This is a genomic window from Campylobacter volucris, assembly GCF_008011665.1.
GTDB lineage: Bacteria > Campylobacterota > Campylobacteria > Campylobacterales > Campylobacteraceae > Campylobacter_D > Campylobacter_D volucris_A.
Genome location: NZ_VOWJ01000030.1, coordinates 1 through 14,894 on the forward strand (window position 1 = coordinate 1; position 14,894 = coordinate 14,894).

Genomic DNA, 14,894 nt, shown 5'->3' on the forward strand with positions numbered 1-14,894 from the left:
AACGCTCAAAGCTCCGCCAAAAACTTCTATATAAGTTTTATGCTCTGGCATTAAAGCAATGATTTCTTTAGCTAAATAGTTTTTACCACCCACCCAAGCAAATGCAGCTTTTAATTTAGTTTGTGTAGGTTTAATTTGTGTGCTAGTTTTTAGAAATTTGTTTATAGTATTCATAACAAATTCCTTTTAAAATAAAATTTAATTAGCTAGCTTCTAAAAAGAAGGTTATAATGCTTTTGCTAGTTTTTAGAAAGGAGAGCTTATGGCTTTCCTATTTTAGTTTTTGCTAATTTTTTTAATAAAATCTTTGGTATCTTCATAAATTGTTTCTCTTACGCTTTTATGTAAAACATTGTTATTGTCTATTGGTAAAAAAGCTCTTGCAGGTATATATTTGCTACCATATTGATGAGTAAGTCCATATTTAAAGCCTTTCTTACTTTGTATATTGTTAAAAACTTCTACACTATTTTTGTTTACTTTGCTTTGCCAATTCGTTTCTTTGCTTAATTCATTATCTCTTTTTAAAATACCATTGTTTTTTCCTTCTTTAATTTTTTGTTTTATTGTTTCTGGTTTTAAACCTTGCCATTTTTGTCCAAAAATACTACGCTCATTTTTAAAAGAATCTATGATAGCATTTCTCATACTTTCTCCAGCACCTGCTAAAATACTTTGTCCATGTTTATCCATATCTATTAATTTATCACAAGCTTTGAAAAAGTTTTCAAGTCCTTTAATCTCTATATAATCGCTCATAAATTACCCATAAATTGTAGTATTGATTTTATTTTGCTCTTGTTTTCTTAAAGCATCAAATATGCTTTTTTGTATAGCAGTAGCAAATTCTTGCATATTAAAATTACCATCTTTTGTGGATATATTAAAAGTACCATTGACTGTTACATTGATATTGCCATTATTAAAGCTTGGAGTAGAATTAATTGGTATTTGTTTGATACTTTTTGTTTCTAAAATTTCATTTGTTTGCGGTAATTCATCCCTATAAGCATTAATAATCTTTTCTTCACTTTGTTTATTGGTACTTACTTTAACTTCATCATCATTTAAACCAAAAAATCCTAAAACATCATTTATGAAATTTCCTACAGAAGCTATTGCTTTACTAATCCAAGAAAGTTTATCTCCAAACCATTCAAACATGCTGCCAAAAATACCATAAAAGAAGTCGCTTATTCCTTGCCAAATAGAATTAAAAATATTTACTATTGGGTTAAATATCGGCTTTAACCATTCTATAAAAGAAGCAAACCAAATTTTAACTTTGTCCCAGTTAGCTATAATAACTCCTGCAATAATACCAATTGCAGCCAATACAATACCAAGTGGGTTAGTAAGCATTGTTATGGTTAAAATTTTAATACATCTTGCTACATATATAAAAGCTTTAGAAAGATTTGCTAGTACAAGATTTAATCCTATAACAGCTTTTTTATAAATAATTGCTGCAATCACACTAGTCATTAGTCTAATTCTTACTAGTTTTAATGCAATAGCTTTACCAATAAGTGATATTTTTGAAATATTACAAGAATTGGCAAAAGCTAAAAGATGAATTCTTACTGCTATTAAGGCATTCTTAAATAAAAGAGTGGAATCTTTAACATAGTTTTTAGCAAATGCATAAGCTAATATTATTGGTTTTGCAAGTAAAAAAGTTGCTATAAGCCCTCCTAAAATTCCATTAAGCCAAGGAATAAGTCCTGTGATATAAGTAATACCATTAACAAGATAAGAAATTCCAGCACTTACTCCTGATATAGCAGGCAAAAAAACCGAACCCAAATTAATAGCTAAAGAATTAAAAGCATTTTTCATCAAAGTAATAGAATTTTCTGTAGTTTTTGCTCTTGTATCAAATTCTCTTTGCAAAGAATCTTTTTTCGCTTCATCGCTTGCATTTTTTAAAGCTTTTTTATACACATCAAGTCCTCCAACAAGAGTAACCATATCATCTGCAAATTCACGACCAAAAATATCAACTAATACACCCATTTGTTCTTTTTGATCTAGTTTTGAAATCCTTTCTAAAAACATATTCAAACCTTTTTGAGGATCATCCATAGCTTGTTTTAAAAAGGCTCCGCTTATACCAAGTCTTGTAAAAGCAGCTTCAGCTTTTGAACCCATATTATCAGCCGTAGATAAAACACGATATAAGCTATTAATAGCAGTTCCTGCTACTTCAGGTCCTTTTCCTAATGATATAAAAGACGAGCTAAGTGCTGCAATTTGTTCTTTAGTAAATCCTACTTGTTTTCCGGCTGCTGCGGTTCGTTTCATAACTTCAATAATTTCTTTAGCTTTAGAAGCACTATTATCAGATAGATGATTAATACTATCACCCAAATCTTGCATATCTTTAAGCGAAATGCCTAAGATATTTTTTATTTTAGCTACACTTTCGCCTACATCTTCAGCACTCATATCAAATGCTACTTTCATTTTAGTTACAAGAGTTGTGAATTCTCTTACATCCTTTGAGCCAAGTCCAATCTGACCACCAGCGGCTGCTATAGCTGCTAATTCTTTTGCGGTAACTGGTAAAGTTTGAGACATTTTAAGTATATCATTGCTCATTTTTTTAATGTTGTCGTTTTCATCAAAATTTACAACCTTTTTAACATCAGCCATGGCAGATTCAAAACTTATAGCTTCTCCTAAACCTTTACCAATAATTCCACCTCTAATGATATTGCTTAAACTTAAAATTTCATCTTGCAACCCTTTTCTTTGAGCTTTTAATTCTTCTCTTAAATTGTTATTTAATTTAAGGGTATCTAGTTGTTTTTGTAAGCCATTAATACCGAGTTTGGTTTTTGCTGCTATTTTTTCTAAATTATTGAAATCTTTAACTATTTTACCAACAGCACTTGCATTTTTAGTCACTAAACCTAAAACAACACCAATTCCAATACTTCCAGCATTTTCCACATTCAACCCTTTTTAAGTGTTTGTATTTTAAAATCTTTACCATGAAAGTTTTAAAATTTATTAACGATGATACAATTTCGCACATTGCTTTATTGCTAACAACACTTATACCTGCTTTTTTAATAAGTTATCAAAGTGCAAATGATGGTTTTTTTAATACAATAGCTATTTTTATCTTTTCTTATTTTATAGGCATTATCACAACCGCTATTTTAATGATGATTATGCCACCTATTGCACTTTTAATTGTTTTGCCAACTTGGTGTTTAATTGCAGTTTTGGACTTTGTTTTATATGTAGCTTTAAAATTTTGTTCTTTTAAGAATAAAACAATCAAAAACTCTTAGTTTTTAACAACTCTTTTGCTATTTCTAAAGCTTTTTCAAATTCTTCCAAATCTAAATCTAACACCTCATTTAAACCCCAATTTAAACTATGGCTTATAAGAGCTATAGCTTCTAAGCTATAACTCCTGCTTCTTGCAAAAAATCTTTAAGAGCGTTTTGCAAGGCTATAAAATCTTTAAGATTTAATTCTTCTATGTCACTTTCTTGTTTATTTGTAAGCGTAGCTATCATATAAATAGTCTGATCCATTTCTTTATCACTTTTATTGGTAGCATTTTTTAAAACACGAACATTAGGTGCTTTCATTTTTAACTCTTCGCCGCTTTCAAGTTTAATTACTTTCTCTTTCATTTTTTACTCCTTATTTTTTAATTTAATTGTTAGTTAATTAGAGATTAAATGGTTAATTTACTTCTCACATCACTCATAAAATCCACGCCATTTATCATTAAAATGGTGTTTTTGTGATCATAAATGATAATTGGTATATTATTTCTTCTTTGCATATAAAAATGAACAGCCATTTTTACTTCAACTTCAACTTCTTTTCCGCTTTCATGATCACTTTCATTTAAACTTATAAATTCACCCATGATTTCAGCACTAATTCCATGATTATCACCTCCTTGATGCACACTTTCCCTGAAAAGAATGGGTGCTTTAATAGTGCTGTATGTTGTATGAAAAAATGCGGCATAAAGCACTGGATCGACCACAGAAAGCTTAAAGGAAATTTCTAATGGTTTTAACACGCCACTACCATAATTTGCACTTAAAACACCTTTTGTTTCTATCATTTCTTGCTCAATATCAGGAAGTTTTAGATTTCTAACTACTCCTAAATAACCTTGACCATCTATATAGACATTGCATTCTTGTATAACTTCCCCGATTCTTCTTTTCACTTTTATTCTCCTTGCATAATTTTAATCAAATCATCACTCCACTCATCTGAGTATTTGAAGTTAATGGTTAGTTGTTTTACAATTGGGTTATTCATGATTTTTACTTTTAAGTAAAATTTACCAGCACTAACATTGCTTGGAGTGTTTTGCTCCTCATCCCACTCTACATCATAGCCAATTAAAACCTTAGCACCTTTTAAATTTCTTAGCATTTCTTCAACACTAATCTTCACAAAATAAAGCTCACTAGCTTTTTTATCTATAGCTTTAAAAGAAGCCTTTTGAGCTGCTATGGCTATACGATCAAAAGTTCTTACTCTTGCTAAATCTTGCCATATGGTATCTTCATCACTACTTTCCCCGCCCCAAGTTCTAAAGCCCTCATAAAGAATGCAAGTTGAAATATGAGCATTCCTTAATCTCTCTGCATCACAATCTGAACCATTGATAAACTCTATAAAATGCTCACTCCCAGTTACTCCATTCATAACTCTATTTGAATAAGAATCACTAAAGCCATATTCTTTATCTCCATCAGTATGTGCTATCATCGCTGCTATGATTGGACTTTGAGGAACATAGGTGTATTTTCCTTGGGTATTTAAAATTTGCACCCAAGGCCAAGTGGCAACTAATCTTTTTGAGCTAAAACTTTCCATAGCATTAATAGCTTCTCCAGCATTGTTTGCATATAAATCTACTATAGCTGTAATATTCATAGCCTCTGCCACGCTTTGAAGTTTAGCTTTTATACCTGCTTCATGAGAATAATAAGGAGCGATGATTAAATCAGGAGCAAAGCCTGTGCGATGCTTTGCTTTTTTAAACATTTCTATTGCTTCACTTGCATTTGCTAAAGTGTTTTCATCCTCTGTATCTTTTTCAAAAAAACTAATGATAATCACATTAGAAACATTTTGCAAATTAATGCATTCTAAAGTATCTAAGAGTCTAAAATCTTGCAAATTATGCTCTTTAATCAAATCACTTACAAACTCTTTTGCCTTGCTTATATTAGAAAAAGCAAAAATTGGCATAGCTTCAGCACTTTCATATCCAGCCTTAGTATAAATCATATCTTTACTTGCACCCTCAATCACTCCAGCTATACCTATAGGTGTATCACTTTGTATGGTTATAGGACTAGCTGCACCATTTTCTATAGTAAAATTAACTCCATAATTAGCTGCCATTATTTAACTCCTTTTTTTGTGTTTTTGATTATCTTTTTGTTTTTTTGATTTGTTGGTGTAATTAAAAATAAATTGGCAAACTGACCATAATTACTAAATAAATTATTTTGCTCATCATTGCTATGAGTATTACTTTGATAATAAGCTTTATAATAATCATCAAAGATATATCCAGCATGGTTTTGGTTCTCTTTGGCAGTTCCAAAATGTGGTAAAACCTGAACTTCATAAGGGATAATCTCTTTAATCACATCAGCTTTTGCGATAATCTTTTCTACGCTTAAACTATGTATATAAACTTGTCCATAATACCCAGTGCCTCTTGCAAAAAATTTATTAGGAACTTCATCATTAAAAAGTATGATTTGCACCTCATACTCTCCATTTGAATTCCATAAACAGCAAGTTGTCCAATCAGCCCCTACTGCACTAGTATTGTCAAAATTAAAATAACGCATTAAAGATTGATGAATATTATGAGTAGATCTATAAATACCATTTGTTTTAATTTTTCCTAAAACTTCATCTTTAGCTAATACTTGAGAAAGACAATCTATTCTTTGTGGTTGTGCGGCATTAGAAGTTCCACCTAAACCACTTTTTTGTATAATAAAATTACCTTCATCATAATTTGTGCTTAAACTCTCATCAAGCTTTACAGTATGAGCAAAGCCGTTAGAAAAAGCAAACAATACATCACTCAAACAGCCACCATATTGCCCTGATAAGGTTCGGACTTTAAATTTTATTTTTGTATATTCTTCATTAGCTAACTTTTTCTTAGAAAACAAATCAAGCCATACTGAACCTTTTCCTTGATTTCTTATACATAAATAAATAGTAGAAGCTTCCTCATTAACATAATTTATCAGTGTTCCAACTTCAGCTTTTATATCAGGGTTTGGCAACTCATAAGAAGTGATAAAACCTGCTTCTTTTTGTGGTAAATTACTTACAATTTCTTCCACCATAGGTTGTAATTCTTCTTTAGAAACACCTTCACCTTTCAAAGAAGCTAAAAATTCATCTTCACTTTTTCCTGCATTACCTTCTTTACTAAGCCAAAGCTCATAAGCACTTTGTCCATCTTCTCCCTTGGCTCCAGTGTCTCCTTTTTCGCCTTTAATACCTTTAATTCCTTCTAGTTTATTATCTATAAGACCTTCTATAAATTCTTTATCGATTACTTCTGGTTTTTGAATTGGAGGTTTTATTAAATTACCTTGTCCATCTTCTGGTATATAAGAAATGCCATAATCCATTGTAAACTCCTTTTTAAATACCTTTTAAAAAACATTTAACCATATGAAAACCATTACATGCATGGTAAAAAACAAAAGTTTTAAATTTTGAACATCCCAACTCTTGCATAGCTTCATAAAGGGCTAAATCTGCTAATTTATAATCATTTTTTGTATTAGCTTTTTCGCATAAATAATCATGCACAACAACTGCGCTTAAATATTCGGGTGAGTTTGGTGGAAAAATACTCCAAAAAATTCTAGGAATATTTGCTCCATTACTTGTAAAATTAGCAGGGATTTTTCCTTTAAAACTTTTTAAATTAAACTCATAATCTTGCACAAGTATAAATCTATCTTTGCTAAAAGGCTTTAAAATTACTTTTTTCATCATTCCTCCCAAATAAATTCAAGTCTTAAAAAAGGTAAGTTAATAGCTTGTATGTGATAAAAAGCATTCTTTGCGTGTTTTTCATAGTGATATTCACGCATAGCTTTTGTGGTAAAAAAGATAAAATTTCTTTCATCTTTTTTGTAATTTTTTACATTAGCTCTTAGAAAATAAGAAATATCATAGATGAAATATCCTTCTAATTCTTTAGCTTCATGTGTTAACTTATTCCAATAAACATATTCAGTAGCAATGTGTGGTATTTTTAATCTTTGTTCTTCACCATATCTTTGTTTATCTCCGCCAATTAAAGCCATCCATACAAAATTATCAATTGCTTCTTTAGAATTAATAAAAAATGCATCTTTTTTGATGAAAAGTTTGATTTCATCATTTTTATTAAGTTTTTTTAAAGAGCAAATATCATCAAGTTCTAAATCAAGTTCAAGTAATTTATCATTAATGCTTAGATAAAAATTACTTTTATTATAAACTTGTTTTAAAATTTCATCTCTTTCTATGATATTTTCTAAAGAATTTTTTCTTTCATATATTTCAGAGCTTAATGTTGGAAGTCTTTTATTAAGATGTTTATAGATTTGATTAACTCTTAAAAAAGTATCTATTTCAGTTTTAGCTTTTTGTTTATCAGCTTTAAAAAAATCAGGATTGTTTTTGTAAATTTCTTTTTGCAAAGCACAAGTGTAGGATTTTTTAAGTCCTGTGTCTTTTCTTTCTATCACGCAACTTGCTTTACAATAATGAAAATAATCGCATTCTAAACAATCTTTACTAAGTTCTAAAGAATTTTCTAATAATTGAATATTTTTATAAGCATTAAATTCTATTTCTTTAAAACTTTGATTTAAGATATTTCCACTTTTTAATTCTTTCAAAGCTTGCGATCTATGACAAATGAAACTATCGCCATTTTTTTGAATTAAAAGATGATTAGAGCAGTTTATACTATTGTTGCAATATCCACCCAAAAACTCTTTAAACCAAAAATGCTCTAGCGCAAAAGCATATTTAGTATCTTTTAGCTTTTCTCTTAAGCCTTTATAAAAATTTAACATAGCTTCATCACTAGCCATAGCAAATTCTTTATTTGAATTAGCACTTTGATAAGCAAACATAATATAAAAATCATTTGCCATATCAAAACCTAAGCCCTCAAGCATATAAATATCTTTTATAAACTCATCTACATTTAAATGCTCACTAGTCATAGTCGCTGAAATTTGCTTAAAATATGGATATGTACTTAAAAGCTCTATCATTTTTAAGGTTTTTTCTAAAGTGCTTTTTCCATTTTTTAATACTCTATATTTTTCATGCATTCTTAAAGGTAAATCCACGCTAGCACTAATGCCAACTTGATATTTTTTAAAAAGCTCATAGAATTTATCTAGATTGTAAAGATTAGTTTTTAAATGCACTAAATGATTGATTGTTTTTTCTTTTTCAAAAAGTTTAATATAATGCTTATTTTCTTTAAAATAATCATCAATCACGCTTAATAAATCTTCACTATCTTTTAATGAGCAAGTACTAAATTCAGCCCCATGTAAAAACACTTCTGTGATAATCACTCCATCATCTTTTAATTTTTTAGCTATTTTTTTAAATTGTTCTGCCATATCACTTGTTTTTTCTTTTTGCTCTGTTAATTTTCCAAGATAACAATAACTACATGCAAAATTACAATATGAATTTGGCACAAAAGTTAAACTTTTTCCTATCATTAAAAACCCTTTGCTTTCTTAAAAAGTTCATCTACTTCATCATCACTTAATTTTGCTTGTTGTTGAAAAAACAAAATAAGCTCGTTATTTCTTTCAAATTCTGTTGCATACTCCCAGCTTATTTGAGTTGCCTTAGGAGCACTTTGCATCATAGTTTCTATTGTCTCTAAAAGCCCTATCTCTAAAAGTGCTAACTTAGCTTGTCTTATACTTATCTTTCTTGGCACTCCTTTTTCATCATAATCACTCATTCTTTGTTGCATTAAAGGATGGTTGTTAATGAGTGCATCAACTTCTTCTTTTAAAATATTTTGTGCTATTTCTTTTAAGCTAGGGATATTAACTTGTTCTTTATCTACCTTTGTGTAGCAAGGTAAGATTTCATCTTCATTCATTTCTTCTATGGGTTTATGCCCCCAAGTTAAAGTATAAATTTGATGTAAGAAAAAATCATATTTATCATCATCTTTTTTTTCTAAGCATTTTTGCAATGAAGCCTTACTCTCATTTAAATGTTTAGCTTTGTTGATACTTTTTTGATCACTAGTACCATCTAGTGCTAAAAGCTTTTGTTCTATTCTAGCTATAGTAGTTTCAAGTTCTAAAAAATCATTAGTGTTTAGATTGTAAAACATAGTATTTCCTTTAAAAGTTATTACCAGTGCTAGATGTCGAAGAAAACAACATTGATTGATTTAACTTTCCGTTCATATAAAAATCCCAATATGTATGTGACCATTTGTGTCTTCCACTAGAGCCACGCTCAGTTCTACTTTTAACACTTATTTTTGGTTCAATTTCTTTAATTTTATTATTAAGCTCAGTTCTTAAAGCATCTACAAGAGCTTTTGCTACGCCTATATTTTCTTTTTTATTAATAAGGGCTATTAGTTCACCCCTTAATCTGGCATCTAAATTAGCTGCTACGCCTTTATCTTCTTTTGTATTAATTAAAGCTTTTAATTCTTCTTCTAAAGCTTCAATTTTAAGCTCAAGTTCTATTTTAATAGTATCTACATAATCACGACTTGCCATAATCACACTAGGATCAAGTTTTAAGATGACCTCTTGTGCATTTGAAAGCTCCATTACCACTTTAATCATAAGCTCTTTAGCGCTTCCTTGCTCTAATAATGGTTTATAAGTTCTTGGAGTATTGCCAACAGCCAATAAATCTCCTTCTTCATCATAAATACCTATGGCATTTACTTCAAACCCACCTATATTACTTGGAACATGACACATTAAATTAACATAATTAGGATTTTTCTCGTCAATGCTTTTTGAGTTAATATTAGCTTCATAAACAATATCTTCTAAGCTTTGCATTTCTTCATTTGGTAGGATAACTCTTGAGCTTAGTTTAAAGCTTTTTAAATTAACTCCATTTCCACTAGCGCGAGCAGCTATAAATTTAGCAATACCAATTTTTGTTAAGATAGTATAATATTCACTTTTTGACATTAATACACCCCTTTAAAATTAACATTTGATTTTGATATTTCACACATAAAAACACCCATTGCGTTAAAGCTTGATTTTTGTTTGCTTGAAATTTGTGTAGTTTGAAAAGGTAAAATCTCTAAAGTTTCCCCGCTAATTTCTGCACTAGCATTAAAGCTATCATTTTTGCTTTCTATTTCTATTTCAATTGCTTCTAAAACACTTCTAACATTTTTAAAATCATAAATTAATCTTTCTAAAGTATTAAGCGTTCTTTCATCAAAGCTAACACTAGTTGTGCTTACTTTAACTTTAAAAAAATAAGCTTTTCCGCTATACTCAAACCACTCTTTAACTACTGCTGTTGGAAACACGGCTTTTAAAGCTTCTTTTATAGCCCAAGCAGTGCCGTTGTATCTATCTAAAAGCAAGGCTTTAGATATAAGCGCTCTTGCTTCTTTTTGGCTTAAACCATCAATACTTACATCATAAGCATTTGCTAAAATTGGCAATAATCTTTCATCACAATGCTGTGCTAAATTTGTGATACTAGCTAAATTTAAATCTTCAAATCTTGCTTTTGCACTTAAATCAATAGCTTTGCTTTGTTTTGGGTGGTGGTTTAAAACTAAGTTACTCATAATATAGCCTTTTCATAGCTAAGTTCAAAACTAATTTTTGCAAACTCATCATCAGCTATTATTATGTTTGCTAAAGGTAAGTCTTTTAACTCTTGCTCTTCTTCATTTGTAATTTTTTCTTTAATGCTTAAAATCTCACTCTTATAAACCCCATCTTGATGTAAGCATTTATAAATAAATCCCAGTGCTAAATCTACACTTAAATCAAAATCACTTTGTAAAGCATTTATTTTTTCACTAATTTCATTAGCACGACTTAATTCTAAAAGCAAAAGTTTAGCTTCTATAATAAACTCTCTTTTCTTAGCTAACTCGACGCTTACTTCATCAGTTAAAGGTCTTCTTTCATCTGCACTTAAATACTCTTTGACCACATCAACACTTGCTTCATCTTCACTTTTAATAATAACTCTTACTTTTCCTGCTCCATTATTTAAAGCTTTAATTGAAGCTACTTTGGCACTTGCACTTAAAGCATGATAGATATATCCTTTTTCACTTCCTGCGGTTGAAAAACGATGCACACTCATTACAGCTCTTTCTCTTAAGGCTTCATCGCTTTCTTCACTGGCTCCACCGCTAAAATATTCTAATTGTTTAATCTTGGCTACAAAAGGCAGTGGGGTTTGTAAAAACTCAGTTTTATTTTCTTTGCTTTGTATATATTCATCAAGCTCTAGAATACCTTGTGCTTTGCTTTGTCCTTTTTTGATTATCACTTCTTCTTTTAAAATTGCGATGTCTGCTTTTTCATTTGAAAAAATGGCACCTTTTGGGATGATAACATCGTAAGTTAAAATAGCGTTTAATTCAAACTCTACTTTAGCCGTAGGTTTAACACCTTTTAACCTTTCAATTAAATATCCATTAGCCACCACATTATCCAAATCACTTCCGCTAGCATAATGAAGATAAGTAGCCTTTATTGCTTCATTAATTCTTGCTCTAATTATCATTTCTCTATAAGCAAGAGCTTCCAATATAGCTTTAAAAGGATCTGATTCTAAAAGTTCTACATTTTCATTTAAAAAGCTTTTAAAAAGCTCCTCAAGATCTTTTAAAATCTTTTCAAAATCAAGTTCTTCTATGATTTGTGGATAGGGAATATCTTTTAAAAAGCTTTGTTTAAAGTATGTATTATTAGCGTTTGAAATTTCACTCATTTATCAAGCTCCACTTTTAAATCCTGATAGTTTTCAAAAAGTAAGGTAATGTTTAATTTATTATCTTTACATTTATTTAAACGCACACCTTTTAGCTTTACTCTTTTTTCCCACCTTGAAATAGCCTCTGCTGTATATCTAGTAAGTTTGATTTTAAAATCATCATCAATTTTTCTATCTATTAATGTATAAAGCAAAGAACCATACTCAGGTCTCATTACTCTTGAACCCAAAGGAGTGATTAAAATGTCTTTAACACTTTCTTCAATACTAGTTAAATATTTCATCTACTTACCGCCGTAGCACCATCTGTGCAAGAATGAGTATGATTTGTTAAATCACCTTTTCCATCACTTATATTTCCGCTAACTTTTAAATCACCAATTAAATTTAAATTTCCTTTTATACTAAAAGTTCCACTTGCTCCACCTTCGCCACTTGTAGAAATTGCTCCTGCAATTTGAGTATTACCATTTAAATTAATGCTTGGAGCATTAAGCGTTATGGTGTTAGCGTTTGTGGTATGACTTTGAGTGTTTAAGGTGTCGTTTTGATTATTGATGGTTTTATCTACACAAGTAATATTTATATCTTTAGTTACATCAAGCCTTAAAGCGCTTGTCTTAGAGTTGTATTCTAAGTGTGTTCCATCTTCAAAGTCTATGTTAAAAGTATTAGCATCTGTGTTTTTTGCTTTGTATTTTTCTTGATAAAGTCCGCGTAAAATTACACCTGAATTTAAGTCTCCACGCACAGGCATTACTAAAACTTGCTCTCCTATTCTTAAAGGTGAAAAGCTCACTGCGTAAGAATTCGAAATTGTTTGAAAAACACTTAAAAAATCAGTTACCATTTCTCCAATAGCAACTTTTGCTTTATTGTCTTTAATGTCGCAAATGATGCCAAGTTCATTCATAGTTTTTCTACTTTCTTGCTTATGATTTTTTCTACAAGCTGTTCTATTTTAAGCAATGCATCAGTTCCCATATAAGCTGCAAATCCACCTATAGCAACGCTTAATTTGACACCAAAATTTAAATAACTTACAATCTCAAAAACCAAGTATGCTACAAACATAGATCCAAGCATACCTTTTAAAAAGAGTGCGAACTTGCCTTTTAGATTAAGCTCTTTACTTAGTTTGTTTTTAGTTACTATTCCTACAAGTCCTGCTATAAAGCTTACTATCATTAAAACAATATATACAAAAATATCCTCTAATTTCATATGCTAGTTCCTTGTAAGAATTTCAATCAAATAAAATAATGCTAAAGAAAAACTAGAAAACAAAGAAGCAATTGTAAGTTCAATAACTAGTTTCATTTTTATCCTCTCCTGTGCAAATTTTTGCGATCTCTTCTATTTGCAAATAATACTTGCTAAGCTCTTTTGCACTAGCTAAATCACCCTTGTTTAAAGGTTTTAAAGGAAGCTTTAAAGGACATTTAACAGGTATTTTAACCTCGCTAAATTCAGTTTTAATCAAAATATCCTTGCTAGCACAAGCACTTAAAACAAAAGGAATGATTAATAGTTTTATATAAAGAATTCTCATTGCTTGCTACCTAAGATATTAAAAAGCTCCTTATAAGCATTAAGCTCACTTTGACAGCTTTTATCCTTGATAAAAACTTTATCAACCTTTAAAACTTCTTTTAAAACCTCTTTGGGTTTTAACTCTATTTTTAATTTTTCAATAGCTTTGTTTTGCTCTTTTAACTTATCTTTAAATACATTTATTTCACTATTTAAATGCAAAGACTTGAGTTTTAAATTTTCATTTTCTAAAGTTAGAGTATGGTTTTTAAAAAACAAAAAAGAACTTAAAACAACTAATGCAAAAATGGCTATTTTTTCAAAACCAAATAATTTAGATATATCAAGCATTTTAAACCTTTAAGCATAAGTCCATCTTGCTTTTTTGCCACGCGTATCAATATGCACAAAACCTGCATAAGAATTATCAAAATTATGTTTTATAGCAATCCCTAAACCTCTCTCGCCAAAACTATCTAAAACATATTGATGAACTTCCTCTGTTTTAACACCCTTAACTACAAAATCTACTGCACTGCCAATAGTATGTTGAGATTTTGGAGCACCACCCACTTTAGCATTATATTCAGGGCAACGATATGGACTATTTATAATTAAAGGTGAGTTAAAATGCTCCCTTATTTGACAAAGAATATCCACAAGCTCATCACTTGGTACACCTTTTGGCAGTTGGCACTTTCCACATCTACATTTAAACTCATCAAGTTTAAAATAAGGGTTTGCTTTCATTTTCTTCTCCTTTGAATTGCTGCAAGTTTAATAAAAAAGGATCTTTAAAAAATAGAAAAAAATTGTGCTAAAACATTTGTGCAAAAATCATTATTTGAAAGTAAAAAACTCTCATTCTAAAATGCCATCAATTTTTTATAAGGAAACAAATGCTTAAAGAATTTGAAGTTGAGCTTTTAAAATTACTTGAAGATTTTAATATCAGAGCATATTTAGGGGAATTTGAAAACACTCAAAATATAGCAACTTGCATCAATGGCTTAGAAGCTTCGCTTTTGCTTGATTTTGAAGGAGAAAGCTATAAAGATTTAGAAAATAAAATAGGCACTTGGAAACTTTATATTTTAACTCACACTAAATCAAAAACATCCAAACATAGAATAGATGCAAAACATAAATTATTTGACACTATAGAAAGCGTTGATAAGGTGCTTTTAAATGCAGAACTTAATAATGGCTTTAGAGTAGAGTTAAAAGATCTTAAAAAGATTTATGAAGGAGTTAGTGATCATGGTTATTTAAGTATTTATGCAAGAACTTTGCAAAGTTGTTTTTTGCCAAAAAATGATTTTTTAAGGATTTAA

At 29.7% G+C, this 14,894-nt stretch carries 20 protein-coding genes and 1 pseudogene; 2 read left to right on the forward strand and 19 right to left on the reverse strand.

Annotated features, from left to right (window positions below; genetic code table 11):
- The 3 genes from FPD38_RS05740 to FPD38_RS05750 all read right to left on the reverse strand — a co-directional run.
- The coding region (locus FPD38_RS05740) for a DNA adenine methylase (protein ID WP_187153110.1) at nt 1-174 on the reverse strand (174 nt) is incomplete at its 3' end.
- Nucleotides 175-276: 102 nt separating this feature from the next.
- Nucleotides 277-759 (reverse strand): phage virion morphogenesis protein, encoded by a 483-nt coding sequence (locus tag FPD38_RS05745; RefSeq protein WP_147555784.1) that lies wholly within the window; start codon nt 757-759, stop codon nt 277-279.
- A gap of 3 nt (nt 760-762) precedes the next feature.
- The gene (locus FPD38_RS05750; RefSeq protein ID WP_147555785.1) at nt 763-2,955 is read right to left on the reverse strand and encodes a phage tail tape measure protein; all 2,193 of its coding nucleotides are present in this window, start codon (nt 2,953-2,955) and stop codon (nt 763-765) included.
- A 41-nt stretch (nt 2,956-2,996) separates the two neighbouring features.
- Between FPD38_RS05750 and FPD38_RS05755 the strand changes: the two genes are divergently transcribed.
- The gene (locus tag FPD38_RS05755) at nt 2,997-3,302 is read left to right on the forward strand and encodes a hypothetical protein (protein WP_147555786.1); all 306 of its coding nucleotides are present in this window, start codon (nt 2,997-2,999) and stop codon (nt 3,300-3,302) included.
- A gap of 111 nt (nt 3,303-3,413) precedes the next feature.
- Here FPD38_RS05755 and FPD38_RS05760 read toward each other — a convergent pair whose 3' ends face one another.
- From FPD38_RS05760 to FPD38_RS05835, 16 genes and pseudogenes are all read right to left on the reverse strand, one after another.
- Entirely contained in the window at nt 3,414-3,653 is a 240-nt protein-coding gene (locus FPD38_RS05760; protein WP_147555787.1) for a phage tail assembly protein, read from the reverse strand.
- A 44-nt stretch (nt 3,654-3,697) separates the two neighbouring features.
- A complete protein-coding gene (locus FPD38_RS05765; RefSeq protein WP_147555788.1) occupies nt 3,698-4,207 on the reverse strand; it encodes a phage major tail tube protein in 510 nt (169 codons plus the stop codon).
- A 2-nt stretch (nt 4,208-4,209) separates the two neighbouring features.
- Nucleotides 4,210-5,400: a phage tail sheath family protein gene (locus tag FPD38_RS05770; protein ID WP_147555789.1), complete on the reverse strand. Its 1,191-nt coding sequence runs from the start codon at nt 5,398-5,400 to the stop codon at nt 4,210-4,212.
- Complete coding sequence (locus tag FPD38_RS05775) at nt 5,400-6,662, reverse strand: hypothetical protein (protein ID WP_147555790.1); 1,263 nt, start codon at nt 6,660-6,662, stop codon at nt 5,400-5,402. The genes FPD38_RS05770 and FPD38_RS05775 overlap by 1 nt, the downstream gene beginning before the upstream one ends.
- A 13-nt stretch (nt 6,663-6,675) precedes the next feature.
- A complete protein-coding gene (locus FPD38_RS05780) occupies nt 6,676-7,032 on the reverse strand; it encodes a DUF1353 domain-containing protein (RefSeq protein WP_261798307.1) in 357 nt (118 codons plus the stop codon).
- Entirely contained in the window at nt 7,032-8,777 is a 1,746-nt protein-coding gene (locus tag FPD38_RS05785; RefSeq protein ID WP_147555792.1) for a radical SAM/SPASM domain-containing protein, read from the reverse strand. Before FPD38_RS05785 ends, FPD38_RS05780 begins: the two co-directional genes overlap by 1 nt.
- Nucleotides 8,777-9,412, reverse strand: coding sequence for a hypothetical protein (locus FPD38_RS05790; protein WP_147555793.1), 636 nt, complete (start codon nt 9,410-9,412; stop codon nt 8,777-8,779). Before FPD38_RS05790 ends, FPD38_RS05785 begins: the two co-directional genes overlap by 1 nt.
- A 319-nt stretch (nt 9,413-9,731) precedes the next feature.
- Nucleotides 9,732-10,241, reverse strand: a pseudogene (locus FPD38_RS08330) (phage tail protein); the annotation flags it as partial.
- Nucleotides 10,241-10,861 carry a phage tail protein I gene (locus FPD38_RS05800; RefSeq protein ID WP_147555795.1) on the reverse strand — a complete coding sequence of 207 codons (621 nt, stop codon included), beginning with the start codon at nt 10,859-10,861 and terminating at the stop codon, nt 10,241-10,243. The pseudogene FPD38_RS08330 and the gene FPD38_RS05800, both read right to left, overlap by 1 nt.
- Nucleotides 10,858-12,024, reverse strand: a complete 1,167-nt coding sequence (locus FPD38_RS05805; protein ID WP_147555796.1) for a baseplate J/gp47 family protein — start codon at nt 12,022-12,024, stop codon at nt 10,858-10,860. Before FPD38_RS05805 ends, FPD38_RS05800 begins: the two co-directional genes overlap by 4 nt.
- Nucleotides 12,021-12,311 carry a GPW/gp25 family protein gene (locus tag FPD38_RS05810; RefSeq protein WP_147555797.1) on the reverse strand — a complete coding sequence of 97 codons (291 nt, stop codon included), beginning with the start codon at nt 12,309-12,311 and terminating at the stop codon, nt 12,021-12,023. The genes FPD38_RS05805 and FPD38_RS05810 overlap by 4 nt, the downstream gene beginning before the upstream one ends.
- Nucleotides 12,308-12,940: a phage baseplate assembly protein V gene (locus FPD38_RS05815; RefSeq protein ID WP_147555798.1), complete on the reverse strand. Its 633-nt coding sequence runs from the start codon at nt 12,938-12,940 to the stop codon at nt 12,308-12,310. Before FPD38_RS05815 ends, FPD38_RS05810 begins: the two co-directional genes overlap by 4 nt.
- Entirely contained in the window at nt 12,937-13,251 is a 315-nt protein-coding gene (locus FPD38_RS05820) for a phage holin family protein (RefSeq protein ID WP_147555799.1), read from the reverse strand. Before FPD38_RS05820 ends, FPD38_RS05815 begins: the two co-directional genes overlap by 4 nt.
- A gap of 79 nt (nt 13,252-13,330) precedes the next feature.
- Nucleotides 13,331-13,579, reverse strand: a complete 249-nt coding sequence (locus FPD38_RS05825) for a hypothetical protein (RefSeq protein WP_147555800.1) — start codon at nt 13,577-13,579, stop codon at nt 13,331-13,333.
- Nucleotides 13,576-13,911: a hypothetical protein gene (locus FPD38_RS05830; RefSeq protein ID WP_147555801.1), complete on the reverse strand. Its 336-nt coding sequence runs from the start codon at nt 13,909-13,911 to the stop codon at nt 13,576-13,578. The genes FPD38_RS05825 and FPD38_RS05830 overlap by 4 nt, the downstream gene beginning before the upstream one ends.
- Nucleotides 13,912-13,920: 9 nt before the next feature.
- Entirely contained in the window at nt 13,921-14,310 is a 390-nt protein-coding gene (locus tag FPD38_RS05835) for a YcbK family protein (protein WP_147555802.1), read from the reverse strand.
- A gap of 149 nt (nt 14,311-14,459) precedes the next feature.
- On the opposite strand from FPD38_RS05835, the gene FPD38_RS05840 reads away from it, so the two are divergent.
- Entirely contained in the window at nt 14,460-14,894 is a 435-nt protein-coding gene (locus tag FPD38_RS05840; protein ID WP_043019815.1) for a hypothetical protein, read from the forward strand.

What these genes read in the sequence shown, in the direction of transcription:
- FPD38_RS05800 (WP_147555795.1), bottom strand. Translation starts at nt 10,861, where the DNA reads ATGAGTAACTTAGTTTTAAACCACCACCCAAAACAAAGCAAAGCTATT.
- FPD38_RS05830 (WP_147555801.1), bottom strand. Translation starts at nt 13,911, where the DNA reads ATGCTTGATATATCTAAATTATTTGGTTTTGAAAAAATAGCCATTTTT.
- FPD38_RS05775 (WP_147555790.1), bottom strand. Translation starts at nt 6,662, where the DNA reads ATGGATTATGGCATTTCTTATATACCAGAAGATGGACAAGGTAATTTA.
- FPD38_RS05780 (WP_261798307.1), bottom strand. Translation starts at nt 7,032, where the DNA reads ATGAAAAAAGTAATTTTAAAGCCTTTTAGCAAAGATAGATTTATACTT.
- FPD38_RS05790 (WP_147555793.1), bottom strand. Translation starts at nt 9,412, where the DNA reads ATGTTTTACAATCTAAACACTAATGATTTTTTAGAACTTGAAACTACT.
- FPD38_RS05840 (WP_043019815.1), top strand. Translation starts at nt 14,460, where the DNA reads ATGCTTAAAGAATTTGAAGTTGAGCTTTTAAAATTACTTGAAGATTTT.
- FPD38_RS05805 (WP_147555796.1), bottom strand. Translation starts at nt 12,024, where the DNA reads ATGAGTGAAATTTCAAACGCTAATAATACATACTTTAAACAAAGCTTT.
- FPD38_RS05755 (WP_147555786.1), top strand. Translation starts at nt 2,997, where the DNA reads ATGAAAGTTTTAAAATTTATTAACGATGATACAATTTCGCACATTGCT.
- FPD38_RS05825 (WP_147555800.1), bottom strand. Translation starts at nt 13,579, where the DNA reads ATGAGAATTCTTTATATAAAACTATTAATCATTCCTTTTGTTTTAAGT.
- FPD38_RS05745 (WP_147555784.1), bottom strand. Translation starts at nt 759, where the DNA reads ATGAGCGATTATATAGAGATTAAAGGACTTGAAAACTTTTTCAAAGCT.
- FPD38_RS05810 (WP_147555797.1), bottom strand. Translation starts at nt 12,311, where the DNA reads ATGAAATATTTAACTAGTATTGAAGAAAGTGTTAAAGACATTTTAATC.
- FPD38_RS05785 (WP_147555792.1), bottom strand. Translation starts at nt 8,777, where the DNA reads ATGATAGGAAAAAGTTTAACTTTTGTGCCAAATTCATATTGTAATTTT.
- FPD38_RS05770 (WP_147555789.1), bottom strand. Translation starts at nt 5,400, where the DNA reads ATGGCAGCTAATTATGGAGTTAATTTTACTATAGAAAATGGTGCAGCT.
- FPD38_RS05820 (WP_147555799.1), bottom strand. Translation starts at nt 13,251, where the DNA reads ATGAAATTAGAGGATATTTTTGTATATATTGTTTTAATGATAGTAAGC.
- FPD38_RS05815 (WP_147555798.1), bottom strand. Translation starts at nt 12,940, where the DNA reads ATGAATGAACTTGGCATCATTTGCGACATTAAAGACAATAAAGCAAAA.
- FPD38_RS05835 (WP_147555802.1), bottom strand. Translation starts at nt 14,310, where the DNA reads ATGAAAGCAAACCCTTATTTTAAACTTGATGAGTTTAAATGTAGATGT.
- FPD38_RS05760 (WP_147555787.1), bottom strand. Translation starts at nt 3,653, where the DNA reads ATGAAAGAGAAAGTAATTAAACTTGAAAGCGGCGAAGAGTTAAAAATG.